Here is an 18290-nt window from a genome sequence, read left to right as displayed (position 1 = left end):
AATATAGGTTCAGAGGCGATACAAGTGACACAATATCTTGCAGGTTAGTCTTGCCCACTCACTTGAGCGAGTTCGATTGGATAATTGCGCTGCTTCGCTAACTGAATTGCGTACTGTTCTATGACTTCTGAACTAAGACCGATTGAAATCGGGTGAAGTTCTTCAATTGATTTTTGCCCATAATCCTGTTTGGGTACCAGTGACCATTGCTCAACAATTTTCACTGCTGCTTCCAAGGCCGACGAGCCCTTGACCACTTCCATTCGAGCATAATTATTTGCTTCAAATGATACATCTGCTGTACGTAAACTTTCATCATCACCCGGTATTTGTTGTGCTCCAAATAACGGTTTCGATTCTACTACAGCCGAATCAAACTGAGGGATAAATTGGCTTAAATAATCAATCGCTCGCTCTGTGTGCTTTTCAATCGCAATATCTTTCCATCCGTCGCTTAACTTAGCCTGCAAATAATCAGGTAAGACAGGCTGGGATGATTGGTCAGATGAAGCAACCAAACCTTTTTCAAACAGTGTAATTCCATGTGTCATACCATGCAGTTGAAATACCCCGTTTCCATACGGCGTAAACTGAGCCATTCCAGTTGGTGTACCACGTTCACCATGAAAAACAACTTCAGGCCATTCAACACTATGATCAACCCATCGTGCGACATAAGCCGATTTAAATTCAACCATCCGTTTCCGTTTAGCCTTGATATGATCATCGATGTTACCGGTTTCGTACCCACAAGCATTAATCAAATACTGAGATCGAAGATGGCAAACCTCTCCTTCGGCATTTTCATACTCAATATCCCATTCAGAGTGTTCGTTATTAAATTTTGTATCAATAACGTTAGAATTCACCAATACTTGGCAATTACTAAATTCTTCTAATGCAAGACCAATGGAAGCCGCTAATCGAAATACACTCCAACCATATTCTTGAACGATAACAACCGGATACTTGATCTTCTCCAAATCCGTAAACTTGGCGAAAGGGATCATCCACTCATCAAGTTTCGATGGTGAAGTGCAAAGATCTTGACTCAAAAACTTTTCAATATCAGTACGATAGTAGACTTTATAGTAATCGTCAGCATCACCAAGCACATTATTTTTTTCATCATTCGCGACTAATTCTCGATACGCCGCGACGATCGTTTCAAGACGTTCAATGATAGAATTGGGAGAACCGGGATCGTACTTTGGTATTGCAAGAACCGTTGGACGTTTATTGATAGTATGAGGAAACAGTCGGACTGAATCGATCGACTGCTTGAGTAATTTAATACATTGCTGAGGCGATATATCACGATACAAATTTCCACCAGCATGTAAGTGACAAATTGGTGGCCCATCCACTAAGCCAGAACCTCGCTCTAAAAGTGTCACATCAACGCCAATCGCACTAAGGTGCACCGCAGCTGTCGCACCAGCAATTCCACCACCAACAATAGCGACATTAGTAACGCTTGTATTCTTGGTTTTCAATAGCTTAACCTTCAACCTCGTTAACGATAATCACTCTAGTATAGTGTCTAAAACGTGGGAGCTGAATCACATTTTATACTTATCTTTATCGAACACTATAATCCCATTTCTGAGAAGATAATTTTTTAAAAAAAACCTTGACTAGGGGTAGATAAAACAGCGAATTTAACCTTCCTTAAGATACTAACAAGTCGCAAAGCGTTACCCCGCTTAGCCTATCTGAATTCTGGATCTTTTCACTGCTTCAGTTATCCCAAACTTTATCCACTGATTTTGTGGATAACTGAGAAAAGATCCAGAACGATTAGATCGAAGGCTGTTGATATCTTGATGAAACCATCTTATAAATACTATTTTTAACTACTAAAATCAATAAGATAAATGTTATTACAGGTGTTATAAGCCAAAGATCAATATGCCATTGAGGATCACTGTCAAACACTTGTAGCATAATCAATGAACTGAGTAAGTCAGAGATCATACTGGAAACCAATCCTGCGACAAGCGCCATTACACCGAACTCGGCCCATAGCGTCATGGTGATGGTTTTACGGCTCGATCCTAAGATTCTATAGAGTGACATCTCTTGAGTTCGTTGGGCCAAACTTAGCTTCAGTAATGTCGCAATTAACAGAACCCCTGCAGCGACACCAAATAATGCCAAAATGGAAACGGCGGAGACTATCTGATTCAGCAAGCCTTGAATTTTCTCCAACATCGACGACATATCCACAACACTCACAGTAGGATACATCTTTGACAATTCGTTCAGCCGTTCTTTTTCCTGATCGCTGATTCGATAGCTCACCAGCCAGGTAGCTGGAAACTCAGCCATCACATCGGGCGTAAAAATAAAGTAGAAATTAGGTTTCATTTCACGCCATTCGACCTGACGAATAGAATTGACCTTAGCACTAAAATCGCGACCATTGATCGCAAAAGTTAAACGATCACCCAGTTTTAGGCCAAGATCTGATGCGACTTCAGATTCAACAGAAACCCCACCATTTCCAACCCACTCGCCTTCTAATACCTCATTATATTCGGGAAGGTCATTTGCCCAAGTAAAGTTGACTTCACGCCTCAAAGAGTCACTAGTTTGTTCTCCTCCCGCGTATTCTTTGGCATCGGAACCATTAATTTGAGTGACACGACCGCGAGCGATAGGAAACATCGGAGAAGAATCCAATCCTTGTAACTTCGCTTGGTACGCGTCTTTGTCCTGATCGGCAATATTAAATGCGAAAACATTCGGCGCATTTTCAGGAATGACACGATTCCAATCAGAAAGTAGATCACTTTTTACTAACCACAATGTTGTTAGGAGCAACAAAGATAAGGTCAATGATCCCAATTGCATCCCCGAAGTTACGGGGGTTCGGTTTATACGGCTAAGTGCTAGTTTTAGAGGAGCTCTCACGGTCACATAACCCATCAGTTTAAACAAGCCCAAACTAATACACCCTAGCAACACAATCAGCAGGACAATAGCGAGAATAATTAACCATATTATTGGGTTATTGCCGTAAGCGACCAATCCAACCACAATCGTAGGTAGCAACAATAGCCACCACTTCGGATCAAATCGTGTATTCTGCACCGTTTGAATAACCGCCATTGCAGGTAGATTGATCAAACGTAAAATAGGTATCCCCATTGCCGGTATAGAGACTGCAATACAAGTCAATATCGCCACTGTGAATGGTTGGCTACCAAGAGAAGGTAATGGATCGGGAAGAAGATCCGCCATAGGAATCCGTAAGATATATTCAAAACCCAACCCAAGTGCGACACCAATAACCATGGCCACAGAAAGAAGTATTGCAATTTGTGTGAATAACCACGCTGAAAGCCAACGTTTGTTTGCTCCCAAGCTTTTCAGCATTGCGATTGTTTTACGACGAGATTGCGCATAGTGATGACAGGTTAAAAACTGCGTTGCACTTGCCATGAGAACGACAATAACGACCACCAACGATAGGTATTGCTGCGTCTTGGTAAAAATATCCGTGGTACGACTGCGCCGATCAGTATCTCGCCATTCATCTCCCGGTCCTAATTCCACCCCCTGCTTGAGTAATGCTATTTGCTCGGCATCACCATCAATAAAAAGGCGGTATTGAACACGGCTGCCAATTTGTGTTGCCCCAGTTTTATCAATGTCGCTTGCGTGCATAAATACGGTGGGTCGTTGACGGAAAGGATTGAAATTTAATCCAGGCTCCTCGCTAATGACACCGGAAACCTTCGCGGCAAAATCCCCAACGGCTGCTTCTTCTCCCGTTTTAGCCTTTAAAGACGCGGCTAGTTCAGGATCTAGCCATAACTGACTTGAGGAAACAGAAGAAAATTCCGTCCCATTTTGATCAAGAACTAAATTCCCTTGCAACGGAAAAAGATTTTCTACCGCTTTTACCGTCACGAGCTTCATTTCATCACCCACAAACATCATGCTGGTGAAGCGAGTCATTAAGCTTGAAGTTAAGTCCCTTTCTTCTAGCTGATCGAGCAGTGTTGCAGGAATAGGGTTCGATGAAACAAAAACGATGTCGGCCATCAACGCATCTTTGCCTTGTTTGATGACGACTTGCTCCATCCTGTACGCTAACGACGAAAGTGCAAATACACTCGCGACAACCAAAATCATCGCCATTAAAACAGGCCATAAGTCACCTTGGCGTACTTCTTTCCAACTCCATCGGAATAAAGCTTTTGCTAGTGAAGCGTTCATCTATTCGACCTCCCGCAATACACCAGATTCCATATGTAATCGTCGATCACAGCGAGCAGCAAGCGCAAGATCGTGAGTCACCAACACGAGGGTTGTTCCATTTGACTGATTGAGTGAGAACAGTAACTCTATGATTTTGTCTGAAGTAGCGCTATCTAGGTTTCCTGTAGGCTCATCAGCGAATAAGATTTGTGGATTAAGCATAAAAGCACGAGCAATAGCTACGCGTTGTTGTTCACCACCAGATAATTGAGAAGGTAAATGGTGAATACGTTTACCTAAGCCCACCTGTTCAAGCAATTTTGTTGCTCGCACTGGATCTTCATTATCTCCTCGTAAAAGTGAAGGCAATGTCACATTTTCTAACGCACTTAAGGTAGGGATAAGTAAAAAGCTTTGGAAAACAAACCCTATTGACTGACTTCTTAACTGAGCACGTTGTTCATCGTCCATCGCATTCATCGACTTACCCATAATCGCGACGTCTCCTTCACTCGCGGTATCCAATCCGGAGATTAACGTCATTAATGTCGACTTACCTGCCCCTGAAGTCCCAACTATCGCCACACTCTCTCCAGCAAAAATCTCAAAATTTGCATCAGAAATGATTGTTAATTGTTCTTCATTAGTAGAGACTATTTTTTTTACTGAATTTACTGCAATAATTGGAGAATTCATGATTCGACTGATTTCCTTTATGTCATTATTTATTTTATCAGCACAAGCGCACTGTTCGTCGCTTCTCATTCTTGGTGATAGCTTAAGCGCCGGCTACCAAATGGCATTTGAAAAAGCATGGCCAACATTATTAATTGAAGAAATGGAACAACTCGATACTCCTGTTACTGTCATCAATGGTAGCGTATCAGGCGACACCACTGCCAATGGGGTGATCCGTCTGCCTTCTTTGCTCAGTCATCACCAACCCCAATTTGTTTTGATAGAGCTCGGTGCTAATGATGGTTTGCAAGGTTTTAACCCTTCGATTGCTCGAAACAACCTGCAGAAAATCATTGACCTTGTAGCGCAATCAGGTGCAACCCCAATTCTGATGCAAATCCGAATTCCAACCAACTATGGTCAACGCTACAGCGACTCTATCAAGAATCTTTACCCAGAATTGGCCAAAGAAAATAGTATCAACCTAATACCATTTTTCCTTGAAGGTGTGATTACAAAACCTGACTGGATGAAACAAGATGGCATTCACCCGAATGAGCTTGCCCAACCATGGATTGCTCAATTTATGGCAACACACCTTGCGCCTATAATCCAAAGTTCGACAACTAATTAATTATACGACAATAGGAATTGTTTGCATTTACTAGTGTTTACAACAATATATTTACTGCGTTAACTCAATGATATTTACCAAGATTTACAATAGTGTTAACGCAGACTGAGTTCTACCATATTAAGTAACTTATTATCTCTAAACATAACGAGCTGAAAATTATAATATTTTATTTAAATCAGCTTGAACAAAATTATATATATCCTCATGTCTCGTCTGAAAGACTTATTCTCTCCAAAGTAGCAAATGAAAAATACATCTCATTTTTGAGAGGTTATTAATAATCATGTTTATATGCGATGTTTAAAATGTGAATATTTGCTAATATTTCCACTTATTTTTCAAAGAAACATTTCGAGCAAGATGAAGGTAATAGAAACAAAAACAGGCACTTTAGTTACTGGTGTACATTATTCTGAGGCAAACGCTCTCAGAGGTTCACTTCGTGCTTTAGTTATAATTCAGTGACCGAATCATGATGAAGAAACTATTTGGTAACTGGCGCATTATTGTCGATTCAATATCTGATTATTTGGATGTTTCAACGATCGAAATCGTTCTCTGCCAAGACGAACGCACAGAGATCATTTGTCGCAGTAAAAATCTTAACCAAGTCGGCGATACTAACCATATTGATGTTGAGAGCATTAAAAACGCTCTTTTCCATTCGCTAACGCCAACTTCCTGCAACGAATTCATGGAAGGTCAAATAATTCAAAAGTCTGAATCCATTTGGTATTGCGGCATAGCCTTGTGTGATCCTCAACTAAAACCATTTGGTTTACTACTGATTGCTGATAATAAACCGCACCAACTACAAGATTCGCATTACCTACTTCTCAATAGCTATAAGTTGATTATTGAAGCTCAATTGAAAATGGAAATACAAGAGATAGAAATTAATCAACTTAAGATTAGTTGCGGGCAAGAGCTGTCAACGGCGCTAGATACACCATGTAACTTAGTCACCGACGCGCTAAATCAAGAGATTATTAAACGAAAAAGTGTCGAAGAAGAACTCAATTACCATCGATATTACGATACAGGGACAGGGTTTCTTAATCGATTCGCTTTAGAAGTTGAGTTAAAAAATCACTTTTCCAACACAAAAAATGTGCAACCATTTGCACTTATTCATATTGGATTTAGCAATGCCAAAAGCCTACAAACGCGATTTGGCTATAAAGAATGGGAAACGGTATTAACTCAATACCACGATCGCCTAAAAATACTGGAAAATACCACTGGTATAAAAATAGCACGCCCAAATTCCATCGATCTTGCGCTGTTGGTTCGTTCTCACAATCTCCATCATCAGGTTGAGTCAATTTGTTCCCAGCTTCTAGCAATTAACAAGTCTGTTTTTAATATTCATAATCAAGTAACCCATTTACACAGCTATATTGGGATTTCTACATCACATAACAGTTCATCCGTCGATGAGATACTTGATCAAGCATCCTCTGCAATGTTGTCATGTCGAGATTCCGGATTGAGTCACTGTTATCATTCTCAAGCACTATCTGACTCCCAATCTCACCACCATCAATTGGAAGATTACTTGCTGCAAGCGGTTCGCAATGAAGATCTCATGCTTTATTTTCAGCCTAAGGTTTGTGCGAAAAGTAAACGCTGGACTGGTGCAGAAGCCCTGTTACGTTGGAGTCACCCTACATTAGGCGATATATCCACTGAAACATTAATCCATATGGCGGAAAAAAATGGTCTTATTTTTGAAGTCGGGAGCTTTGTTCTAAGAACTGCGATAGAAAAAGCGAGCCAATGGGTTGGCCACATTAATGACTTTAAGATGGCTGTCAATATTTCGGCTAAACAGTTAAAAGATGTTCGATTTGTTGAGCAAGTTAAGCAGCTACTTAAGGATTACAAACTGCCACCTCATTTCCTCGAGATTGAAGTGACCGAAAGCAGCTTAATCACAGATGAACATATAGCGTCTGACACTCTAAAAGTATTGCACAAACTTGGCGTTACAATATCACTCGACGACTTTGGTACTGGATATGCTTCGTTCAACTATTTAAAAAAGTTTCCGTTTGACTGCATAAAAATCGACAAAAGCTTTATTCATCCACTTGAACATAGTGAAGACGATCGGGAAATTGTGCGTTCAATAATCCAAATTGCGAAAATTCTAAAGCTGAAGGTGATTATTGAAGGAGTCGAAACGAAAGAACAAGAAGCCTTTCTTATGGGAGAAGGCTGTGACTATAACCAAGGTTTCTTATATGGTCATCCAATGCCCGCTGACGATTTTGAAAATGGCTTAATCAATCAATATCCGTCTTTTAGCCAAACATGGACGCGTCACTGAGTACGTTTGTACTACCCCAGTTCCATTGCATTCGCTATAATCAGTTCAAATTTAAAATTAGAGTATTCATTTACTCTAATTTTTTTGTTCAACAACAGCGAAAGGCTCCATGGATCATTTAATCTCAATTCTTAAACCATTAGAAAAACAGAACTTTCGCGCCTATCAGAAGATAAAAGGCCAGTATGAATTTGGAGATTTCTCCCTAATCATTGATCATGTCCAAGCAGACCCTTATGCCTCATCATCGAGGTTTCGTAGCATAAAGCCATGGGCTCCGAGTGGACTTGGATGGTTGAGAGAAAAATCGCAACAGTACCAAATCGCAGCTCGAGATTACATCGCTCGTCATTTTGCTCAATTGGCCCATAGAGACAATGCATTGCAAATGGCAAGCAGCGGACAAGTAGTGCTAAATAGTACCTCTGTCGTTTTTACTGAAGAAGGTATCGAACTTAGATTTCGCGTAAACCTGCCTGCTGAAGGACGAGATATTTTAGGTAAAAAAGCCGTCAACCTCCTCACCTTTCACTTACCAAAATATATTCGCCGTAGTACTTCCGAACGTGAATTGGACATTGAAGCCCTCAAACGTCACTGCGAAGTCATTGAAGATCAGGCCTATCTAAGAGAGCAACTTGCTCAACATGAGCTAGTTGCCTTTGTCGCCAATGGAAGTCTATTACCGCGAACATCGGGTAACAGTGACACGCCAATGAAAGAGGCTATCCTTTTTCAATCGCCTGAATCAATGCAAATAGATCTCGACTCTATTTATCATGGCAAAATTAGCGGAATGGGGTTAAAGAAAGGGATAACCTTGATCGTTGGTGGCGGTTTCCATGGAAAATCTACACTTCTCACTGCGTTACAAAAAGGCATCTACAACCACATTCCCGGAGATGGTCGTGAATTTGTAGTCACAGATGAAAGTGCTGTAAAAATCCGAGCTGAAGATGGACGCTGCGTTCATGAGCTTGATATTTCAAATTATATCAATCATTTACCACTAAAGCGTGATACTCACTGCTTTAGCACACAAGATGCTTCTGGCTCAACGTCGCAAGCTGCTTGGCTGCAAGAAGCGTTAGAGGCAAACTCAAAAACACTTTTGATCGACGAAGATACCTCAGCAACCAACTTTATGATCCGTGATGAGAGAATGCAGGCTTTGGTCAACAAAGGTGACGAGCCCATTACTCCTTTAGTCGATAGAATCGGTCAACTAAAAGAAGAAGCAGATATATCGACAATTATCGTTATGGGTGGGTCGGGAGATTATTTGGATCTTGCAGATTGTGTCATTCAAATGCATGACTACAATGCGCTGGATCTCACTGATAAAGCGAAACAAGTGGTCGCGCTTCATCCTTCAACGCGTACCAATGAAAGTGAAGCGAAACTCTCTTTTCCAAATGCCCGTTCGATTCGAGTTAATCCTCTAGAGAAGTTGCTCAAGGAAGGTAAATATCGCGTATCTTCAAAAGGAGAGAAGTTTCTCCGTTTTGGTGCTGAATCTATTGATTTAACCGCACTAGAGCAGCTTGAATCTAACCAAGAAATTAACGCAATAGGTTGGCTATGGTTCCAGTTAGTACAACAAGGTCAAAATATTGTACCAACTTCTTGCTTTGAAGCCATGCTTGACGATGATTGGTACGCTAGAATGCCGCCACATGGCGATCTTGCCAAACCTAGAAGCATCGATATTTTAGCGGCGCTTAATCGATTGAGAAAAGCGCAGTTCTTATCAAATTAAACTATGCCTCTCTATCAACGAGCCTATAGACAGAGTACAAATGCGAATTAAGCTTGGTCATTGTGTCTTAACACATGCCAAGCTTCACACATAAGCCTAAACTGCTCAACATCACCATCATCTCTATCAGGATGCCAACGTAAAGCGAGTTTTCGCCAACGTTTTCGAATATCTGAGAAACTCGCGTCGGAAGATAACTGAAAAAGATTCAGCGCATGAGTCCGGTCCATATTGAGCGCTGGACCACAGCCAACATAATCACGGTACTGCTGCCAAAATTGATTCAACAAACGCTTTACTTCTGTATCTGATGTTTCGTAGTTGGCCCAATCGGTATAGTAGCTACGTAAAGGGTCTTCAACATCAATACCCATCCGTTGACTATCTGTAGCAGATTCTTGAGATGACAATACAATATTCATCGAGTTAACTTGCAGCCAGTTGTCGGGTAACAGCGCCTCTTGAAGCTGGTATAAGCCATTCATGATGAGAAAGTTTCGCTTAAACATATCTCGGTTTGGTGACGCATCAAGATCGGAAATATAACCCTGTTCATTTAGTTTCGCTGCGAGCGTATGCACTTTCCAAATTTTCGGCTCACTACGCAGCACGTCAAAGATAGGCCAAACTAAAGGATTATCCATCAACGCTTGTTCTGTCACTATCGTATCTTGGATCGAACTCATCAACATTGCCTCCTAGCAATCCCACTATTGAACTGCAATCGTCTAAGTTTGTCGACTGTTCAAATCAATAACACGCAATATCTGAGGTTAAGATCAAAAAATTAATTGTACATTGTTCGATTGGGTAGCATAATGAGATTTTAATGATGTAGCTGGATGAATTATGTTCTCACGAGTCCCCAAACCACTGTCGATTTTCTCATGTTGTTTCCTGTTGCTAGTGCTTTTTTCACTTTGGCGTCCAGCATCGATGGAAGTTTGGCTTGCTGAAATGATACCTGTTTTCGCCATACTCTCTTTAGTTTGGGTAATCAGCTTCTCATTCAAATTTAGTATCGCAAGTTACTTATTTATGTTTGCTTGGCTTACTTTACATACCATTGGTGCTCGATATACCTTTGCGGAAGTGCCGTTTGATTGGTTCAACAATCTAATAGGGTCAGAGCGAAACAATTTTGACCGCGTCGCGCACTTTTCTATCGGGCTTTATGCCTTCCCCATCGCTGAATATTTAATCAGAAAACAATACTGTAATACACAATTAGCCACTCTTGTGGGTTTGTTGTCCATTATGAGCCTTGCCGCTGGCTACGAGATTATTGAATGGTGGTATGCGGTACTTGCTGGCGGAGATGCTGGGATAGCTTTTTTGGGCTCTCAGGGGGATATTTGGGATGCACAAAAAGACATGCTATGCGATACACTGGGGGCAGTCTTAGCTCTTGCTTTCATCCCGTTTGCCGTTAAAGCCAACTTTTGGACAAGAGATTATGTTTCATTATTCCTAAAATAAGAGTCACAATTAACTATCGCTCTAATAGAACGTAAAAAAGCCCGCGATAACTGCGGGCTTCTTAATGACGTCAATGTTCTAAATGAACTTACAGAAGATTGATACAATCTTGAGCAATGACCAACTCTTCATTGGTAGGAATAACTAATGCAACCGCACCAAGCATTTCCGACCGAGCAATCACGCCAGATTCACCAAATCTAGCCTGTTCGTCTCCAGCTTCATCTTCGACAAATCCAAGAATTTTAAGCTTTTTCAAAATTTCACGGCGAATAGGCAATGCATTCTCACCGATGCCGCCAGTAAATACGATTGCATCTAAGCTATCTAGTGGAATTAAATAAGAACCAATGTATTTAGCAACACGATAAGTAAAGACTTCAAATGCTAACGTTGCTCCTTCGTGACCTTCGGCCATTGCATCTTGAATACCTCGAGCATCAGAGGTTAGGCCTGATACACCCAAGAAGCCGGACTTTTTATTCAACACTTCAAAAACTTTTTCAGGTTCCCAGCCTTTCTTCAATAGAAACTCAATAATACCTGGATCTAAATCTCCTGAACGCGTGCCCATCATCAAACCAGCAAGCGGAGTGAAGCCCATTGAAGTATCGTAGCTCTGTCCATTTCTCACGGCACACACTGATGCGCCATTACCTAAGTGAACAGTAATTAAGTTACACTCTTCTGCGGGCTTGTTCAGCATTTTTGCAGCTTCACGGCTGACAAAGTAGTGGCTAGTGCCATGGAAGCCATAGCGACGAATACCATATTCAGTGTAAAGCTCATTGGCAATCGCACCAGTGAAAGCGCGTTTTGGCATGGTTTGGTGGAATGCAGTATCAAATACAGCAAATTGAGGTAAGCTAGGAAATGCCTCCATAGCGGCACGAACACCAATAGCACCAGCGGGGTTATGCAGCGGCGCTAAATCACTTAGGCTTTCAATTTCTTCAAGTACCGTGTTATCAATTCGAACTGAAGATGTGAATTTCTCTCCACCATGAACAATACGGTGTCCTACCGCAACAATATCTTTATCAAACCCTAAACTTTCAACAAGAGCAACAATACGATTTATGGCATGCTGGTGATGACTGTCTGGATGAGAGATAGCTTCTTCTGTTTTCTCACCTTGATATTTCCAGCTCACTACAGCTTCAGGTAAACCAAAACATTCACCTAAACCACTCACAATTGCATCACCAGAATTTGAATCGATGACAGCAAATTTTAGCGATGAACTACCAGAGTTGATAACCAATACATACGAATTTGACATGGGGGGTACATTCCTGTTTGCGGATTAATTAAGAAGCGCTCCGCTTCTCCATCTTACATACCCCATTATTCAATATCTTTTGAAATACTCAACTTTTTTTTAATCTATTCATTTTTTTTATAATCATTTGTATGATCTAACTCAAAAAATTAATTATTTTTTGGCTAAAAGTAAATAAATAGTACAAAGAACACACCGTTCATTACTGAAATGTTAAATCTAGAAAAATATGAGAATTATCACATTCAAAAATATTTTAATATGATCGTTATAACTTTAAGGTTTGAAAATAAGGAAGTGATAAAAGAAGAAATGCTGCAAAGAATACATATGCAATTACAGCACAACTCAATTGATTTGCAGAGGCTAGCGGTATCGACGCTCTCGAACCCCTTTCTTCTGAACATTATGATGCCCAGTATCGTGGTACACTGGCTTACCACCACCTCGACCATGCGTTGGCCCCCAATGTCCAACACAACCCGATAGTATCGTCACCAATACTCCAACAGCAATAAATCTAAGCATCTAATCCCCTTATTAAGAATCTAATTGAACGCTGTTCATTAAATTTACTAAAATTTAAGAATCAGCGCTACTCCAATTACTTAAATTTACATTAAGTCTCAACATTCTTAGTATTGGATATAGCACTGGAGTTGTTCTGAAGAGACGTTCAGTTTTGCATGAAGCTGCGCAACAAAATTATTTATATCACCAAACTGACTGTTTGCCTTTACTACAACATCTGATACTAGTAGATCATTGTCTTTCAATGTCACTATGGCACAAGCGACAGGATCACCATTTTCATAACCAAGATATAACTCACATGGCTCGGAATAGATAACTTGAGTAAGAAACTCGATAATGTGGCCTTTATCTAAATCACTATCATATTTTTCTGCTTGCAATAGCGCAAATGTCACTGTTAATCGATGAAAATCAACCAAGTAAATGTCGTCAAGGTACTGTGGTAATATTGGTAACGGGCACCATGCTTCACACAAATAATGCTTCTCTTGTTCCATATATAAATCACATCCAGCAAGGCTTTCTTTGGTTGGATGCTCTACCTCGACTTGCTGACGTAGCCATTGATTTTTTAGTTTTACAATGGCATTAGCACTATCTCTCATATTGTTCCGTATAATATTGGTTAAAAATATTACTCAACAAAGGTCAGACTTAAATAAGTCACGTTTCATTCAGTCAGTGATATTGCTATTATGACCTTTACTTCAGTTAGTTGGAAATTGTTATGAAAAAAACTTTACTGCTTGCTCCTCTTCTCGCAACAATGCTAAGCGCTTGTGATAACAGTGAAGTAGGTGATGTGAGTCTTGGCTTGTTCACAACTCAAGATATTAAAATTAATAACCTTGTTGATCCCATAGTAACAGGCGTGACTTGTCACGTGGCGAGTATTGAGGCGGATTTAAGTCTTGCAGATCCATCAGATTCTTCAATCGCTTGTCGTCAAACCGGTCCGATTACCGCTGAAATGATTGCTAAAATTGACAAGTCTAATTCAGGTGATGTGGTCTTTAAAAAATCGAAAAGTATTTTCTTTAAGACAATGAAGATTCGTAGAATTTTAGACGCTGATACGCAAACTTTGTTGTATGTTTCATACTCAACCAAAGAAACCTCTGGTAGCTTCAAGCACAGTTTGTCGACGGTTCCGCTTTGGGGTACTCCTGCTTATACTGAGCCACAGCCAAAACCATAACGAAATCGAAAGCCAACACAAGCAGTAAAGATTTAGAGCGACAATATTACTTCAGGCCGCTCTAGATCCCTTTTCATTTAGATATGCCTGTAACTTTGTGCGCTCGTTAACGAACTGAGCGCATTCTCACGCGACGAATAACAGCAACCAACGCCATCAGCAATAAACCAACCTCGTGAATAGCACCAGCAGCAGCGCCACTTGCCGATGCGGCTACGATATCGTTATCTAATGATTCGTCACCGGTAAAGTCTTCATCTGCAGGGTCTTCATCTGAAGTGCTCTCCGATGTATCTTCGTCCGAAGCATTGTCATCCGACGTATTGTCATCTGAAGTGTTATCACCCGAAGCCTCATCATCTGACGTATTATCATCTGAAGTTTCATCATTCGAAGCCCCGTCATCTGATGTATCGTCATCTGAAGTGTCATCACTCGAAGCCCCGTCATCTGATGTACTGTCATCTGAAGTGTCATCACTCGAAGCCCCATCATCTGATGTATTGTCACCTGAAGTGTCATCACTCGAAGCACCATCATCTGACGTGTTTTCATCTGATGTATCCGAAGAATCATCAATCGCTGAAACATCATCTAGTGGTTCACCGTTAACAAACGCTTCTCGTTTTGCTTCCGTTGCAACATAGACTGATGTAACGCTTGAATCGTAAGTGCCGGCCATTACGCCTTCTATCCAACCAATATAGTCAGCTAGCTCAGTATAGTAGGAAGTCACGTCTTTACTACCACATCTTGATGGACCAAAGCTCGTAATCCCGACTTGAGTATATGTGCTACCACTAACATGATAGATAGGGCCACCAGAGTCTCCAGAACAAATTCCAGCCACTAGATTATTGGTTGTTGTATCTTTATCTGAACCTTCAAAACATATCTGTTTATCGGTAAATCTATCACTGTAATTCGTGCCATAATCCGACGCGAGAGATGACTTACATCCGTCATTGTCTATATAGTTCATATTTGCTGAGAGCAAGGTATTGTCAGACGTTAAATCATCGTCATCAGTTTTACCTAATCCGATAGTCACATAAGTGCTATTTTCTTCGTCACGATATGATTCATCAGCAGGCATGGTTACAATTCCTGCACTGTTTAAGCTGCTCTCAAGCTCAATAATAGCAATATCATTAGCCCATAAATCTGAGCCAGAATTATCAAAAGAAGTGAAATAATAAAACTTTGAAGCGCGGACGGTATCTACGGTATCTAACCAGTTAGACATGTCATCAGTTTGTCCAACGGCAGTAAAGAGCATATATTCTTGATCAATATCTTCGTCATCAAAAATACAATGTGCAGCCGTTAAAACGAAAGTATCACTTAGGACGGTAGCACCACAAAACGATGCACTACGATATGTTCCATCGTATTCAACACTGTCCCAAAATAGGCTGGCGAAGTTGGGATATGAGGTAAGTGACGTTTCATCACCATTTACGATATAGGTCGAAAGATCCATTGCCATTACAGCTGGTAAGCAACTGAACGTTGAAAGTAGAGTCGTTAACTGGCGTTTCATGATGGCATGTCCCCACGCTAAAATATTGACACCATCATACTCTAGACAAAATAAAAGGGGAACACCTAGTGATCCCCTTACCATATCAAGCCTCAAAAACATCGCACGGCTAACATACCATTATAAAAACGAGTCGAAAGTCAATTTTATGACTTCCAATAATAACTAACCTTATTTACCTTTACCTTTTGAGAAGCAAGAAAATATGTTGAAACGGCGTATTAATGCAATGCATGCCATAAGTAATAACCCTAGAGTATTGATACTACCAGAGCTCGCTGATGACGAAGAGATCACTTGAAAAGAACCATCTGAACCACCAGATGAACCACCGGAAAAGCCGAAGGATAAATACGCCGAACGTTTATTATCTGTTGCGGTAAACACACTCGTTGTGCTGGAATCGTAACTTCCATTCATAACACTTGTTATCCATCCAGTGTAATCCGCCACTTCTGTGTAGTATGACGTCACCGTTGTCGAACCACATTCACTAGGTCCAAAACTGGTAATTCCAACCTGAGTAAAGCTACCACCATTTTCGTAATATATAGGGCCACCTGAATCGCCTGAACAAACACCAGCAACGAGGCCATTTGTAGTGCTACTCGAGTCAGCTCCCTCAAAACAAATTTGCTTGTTGGTAAACAAGCCACTATACCCCGCGCTATAATCTGCGAATAATGCGTCTTGGCAGGCTGCATTAGTGATATACGTCATGTTGGCAGATAATAAAGTATTGTCATCAATATCATCATTATCATCGGTTTTGCCTAATCCAATAGTGACAAAATTATTACTCGTATTGCGGTAAGACTCATCTGATGGCGTGCTTACAGTCGCATTGCTATTTAAGCTACTCTCCAATTCAATGATGGCAATATCATCAGCCCATAAGTCAGAATCTGTTCCACTAAAGGAGCTGTAATAGTAAAACTTTTTGGCACGAACTGTCGTCACCGAGTCAGGAAAATTCGATGCATCATTAGTTTGTCCAACGGTAGTAAACAACATGCTGTATTCGTTAGGTTCATCCCCATCAAAAATACAGTGCGCCGCGGTCAAAATAAAAGTCTGGCTTAGTACTGTCGCACCACAATATGGACCAGCATAGAGCCCATCATAATCAATACTATCGAAAAACAAACTCGCGAAATCAGGATGCTCGGTAAGCGATGTGCTTTCTCCATTCACAATATACGTGGAGAGGTCATTTGCGGTTGTCGTATTTACAAAACAAAGCGCGGCTACCAAAGTCAATAAATGACGTTTTATCATAGATTCGTCCTAGCGAAATTAACTCTTGTCATAATACGATACCCTATAGAAAAGGGGAACATATCATGTTCCCCTTTATCAACAGAATTGCATGATACGTGTCTTACCCGCGATAGTAACTCTGCGGTACAAAAGGCATCTTACTTACGGTCATCGGTAACATTTTCCCCCGAACTTCCGCTTGAATTTTGGTTCCAACAGCTGAGAAATCACTCTTCACATACGCCATCGATACAGGTACACCTGCATTTGGTCCAGTCGTCCCACTGGTCACCATTCCGATAGCTTGACCCTCTTGATCAAACAATGGCGTTCCTTCTCGAACCGGTGCTTTAGTCTCACCTATCAGTCCTACACGCTTGCGAGCCGCAGATTTATTTGCGTGTTGATCATGAATAATCGATGCCCCGGGATAACCACCGGCACGTACACCACCTGCGCGCCTAGCTGGGCTTAGAGCCCAAATCAGGCTCGCTTCGATCGGTGTTGTCGTTTCATCAAGATCATGACCATACAAGCACAAACCGCACTCTAGGCGCAGTGAATCTCGAGCGCCTAAACCGATCCATTCCACTTGCTCGAACGCTGTTAAACATTTAGCAAGTGCAACTGCATCTTGGCTAGGAACCGAAATCTCATAACCGTCTTCACCAGTATAGCCGCTTCTACTGACAATGCAGTCAATTCCTTCAAGCGTCACTCGTGCGATATCCATAAACACCATATCGGATACTTGAGGTGCTAGAGTTCCAAGTACCGAAGCAGCTTGAGGACCTTGCAGAGCAATTAAAGCACGATCATCCAATTCGGTTAAAGTAACGCCTGGCTTTAGGTTTGCTTTCAAATGAGCGATATCAGCTTCTTTGCACGCTGCATTCACCACGACAAACAAACAATCGCCTAGATTCGCCACCATTAAATCATCGAGAATGCCACCCTGTTCATTGGTAAAAAAAGCATAGCGCTGTTTACCCGATGGAAGATCAATCACATCAACGGGAACCAAACTTTCGAGCATTGCCGCAGCGTTTTCACCGGTCAACGTTAATTGCCCCATATGGGAAACATCAAATAAACCAGCAGCATCACGAGTGTGTAAATGTTCTTTCTTTACACCTAATTTATACTGCACTGGCATTTCGTAGCCCGCAAACGGCACTATTCTCGCGCCCTCTTCAACATGTAAATCATATAACGGGGTCTTTAACAACGTACTCGGTTGCTGCTCGTTAGCCATGACAATTCTCCATACCAATGAAATGGGTTAAGACTGGCCACAATAGATGACCAACTTAAGATGTTGTGTGTTTCCAATAATAAACAAGAATGAGAAAATTGAAACTATTTAACCATTTTTCTAC

At 41.1% G+C, this 18290-nt stretch carries 15 protein-coding genes; 5 read left to right on the top strand and 10 right to left on the bottom strand.

Annotated features, from left to right (window positions below; translation table 11 throughout):
* Window positions 1–44 precede the first annotated feature (44 nt).
* The 3 genes from ACXJY6_RS10490 to ACXJY6_RS10480 all read right to left on the bottom strand — a co-directional run bounded on the left by ACXJY6_RS10490 (window position 45) and on the right by ACXJY6_RS10480 (window position 4905).
* Window positions 45–1496 carry an FAD-dependent oxidoreductase gene (locus ACXJY6_RS10490; protein ID WP_458768288.1) on the bottom strand — a complete coding sequence of 484 codons (1452 nt, stop codon included), beginning with the start codon at window positions 1494–1496 and terminating at the stop codon, window positions 45–47.
* 304 nt (window positions 1497–1800) lie between these two features.
* Complete coding sequence (locus tag ACXJY6_RS10485; protein ID WP_458768287.1) at window positions 1801–4227, bottom strand: ABC transporter permease; 2427 nt, start codon at window positions 4225–4227, stop codon at window positions 1801–1803.
* Complete coding sequence (locus tag ACXJY6_RS10480; protein WP_456050165.1) at window positions 4228–4905, bottom strand: ABC transporter ATP-binding protein; 678 nt, start codon at window positions 4903–4905, stop codon at window positions 4228–4230.
* Between ACXJY6_RS10480 and ACXJY6_RS10475 the strand changes: the two genes are divergently transcribed.
* The 3 genes from ACXJY6_RS10475 (at window position 4904) to ACXJY6_RS10465 (ending at window position 9615) form a co-directional block, all read left to right on the top strand.
* Window positions 4904–5521 (top strand): arylesterase, encoded by a 618-nt coding sequence (locus tag ACXJY6_RS10475; protein ID WP_458768286.1) that lies wholly within the window; start codon window positions 4904–4906, stop codon window positions 5519–5521. The genes ACXJY6_RS10480 and ACXJY6_RS10475 overlap by 2 nt on opposite strands.
* 475 nt (window positions 5522–5996) lie before the next feature.
* A complete protein-coding gene (locus ACXJY6_RS10470; protein WP_458768285.1) occupies window positions 5997–7856 on the top strand; it encodes a putative bifunctional diguanylate cyclase/phosphodiesterase in 1860 nt (619 codons plus the stop codon).
* Between the two features lie 109 nt (window positions 7857–7965).
* The gene (locus ACXJY6_RS10465) at window positions 7966–9615 is read left to right on the top strand and encodes a P-loop domain-containing protein (RefSeq protein WP_458768284.1); all 1650 of its coding nucleotides are present in this window, start codon (window positions 7966–7968) and stop codon (window positions 9613–9615) included.
* Window positions 9616–9662: 47 nt separating this feature from the next.
* On the opposite strand, the gene ACXJY6_RS10460 is transcribed toward ACXJY6_RS10465, so the two are convergent.
* Window positions 9663–10301: a DNA-J related domain-containing protein gene (locus tag ACXJY6_RS10460; protein ID WP_458768283.1), complete on the bottom strand. Its 639-nt coding sequence runs from the start codon at window positions 10299–10301 to the stop codon at window positions 9663–9665.
* A gap of 163 nt (window positions 10302–10464) precedes the next feature.
* On the opposite strand from ACXJY6_RS10460, the gene ACXJY6_RS10455 reads away from it, so the two are divergent.
* On the top strand, window positions 10465–11094 hold the full coding sequence (locus ACXJY6_RS10455) for a DUF2238 domain-containing protein (RefSeq protein WP_456050160.1): 630 nt from the start codon (window positions 10465–10467) through the stop codon (window positions 11092–11094).
* An 88-nt stretch (window positions 11095–11182) separates the two neighbouring features.
* Here ACXJY6_RS10455 and ACXJY6_RS10450 read toward each other — a convergent pair whose 3' ends face one another.
* The 3 genes from ACXJY6_RS10450 to ACXJY6_RS10440 all read right to left on the bottom strand — a co-directional run bounded on the left by ACXJY6_RS10450 (window position 11183) and on the right by ACXJY6_RS10440 (window position 13515).
* Complete coding sequence (locus ACXJY6_RS10450) at window positions 11183–12376, bottom strand: acetate/propionate family kinase (protein ID WP_456050159.1); 1194 nt, start codon at window positions 12374–12376, stop codon at window positions 11183–11185.
* Between the two features lie 366 nt (window positions 12377–12742).
* Complete coding sequence (locus ACXJY6_RS10445; RefSeq protein WP_456050158.1) at window positions 12743–12904, bottom strand: hypothetical protein; 162 nt, start codon at window positions 12902–12904, stop codon at window positions 12743–12745.
* A 107-nt stretch (window positions 12905–13011) separates the two neighbouring features.
* A complete protein-coding gene (locus tag ACXJY6_RS10440; protein ID WP_456050157.1) occupies window positions 13012–13515 on the bottom strand; it encodes a hypothetical protein in 504 nt (167 codons plus the stop codon).
* A 122-nt stretch (window positions 13516–13637) separates the two neighbouring features.
* Between ACXJY6_RS10440 and ACXJY6_RS10435 the strand changes: the two genes are divergently transcribed.
* Window positions 13638–14108 carry a CreA family protein gene (locus ACXJY6_RS10435; RefSeq protein WP_456050156.1) on the top strand — a complete coding sequence of 157 codons (471 nt, stop codon included), beginning with the start codon at window positions 13638–13640 and terminating at the stop codon, window positions 14106–14108.
* A gap of 106 nt (window positions 14109–14214) precedes the next feature.
* On the opposite strand, the gene ACXJY6_RS10430 is transcribed toward ACXJY6_RS10435, so the two are convergent.
* From ACXJY6_RS10430 to gcvT, 3 genes are all read right to left on the bottom strand, one after another.
* Window positions 14215–15651 (bottom strand): S1 family peptidase, encoded by a 1437-nt coding sequence (locus ACXJY6_RS10430; RefSeq protein WP_458768282.1) that lies wholly within the window; start codon window positions 15649–15651, stop codon window positions 14215–14217.
* Window positions 15652–15822: 171 nt separating this feature from the next.
* Window positions 15823–16929 carry a S1 family peptidase gene (locus ACXJY6_RS10425; RefSeq protein WP_458768281.1) on the bottom strand — a complete coding sequence of 369 codons (1107 nt, stop codon included), beginning with the start codon at window positions 16927–16929 and terminating at the stop codon, window positions 15823–15825.
* A 103-nt stretch (window positions 16930–17032) separates the two neighbouring features.
* Entirely contained in the window at window positions 17033–18166 is a 1134-nt protein-coding gene (gene gcvT, locus ACXJY6_RS10420) for a glycine cleavage system aminomethyltransferase GcvT (RefSeq protein ID WP_458768280.1), read from the bottom strand.
* Window positions 18167–18290 lie beyond the last annotated feature (124 nt).

It is taken from the genome of Vibrio phycocola (genome assembly GCF_054404255.1).
This window is presented reverse-complemented; position numbering and strand designations above follow the sequence as displayed.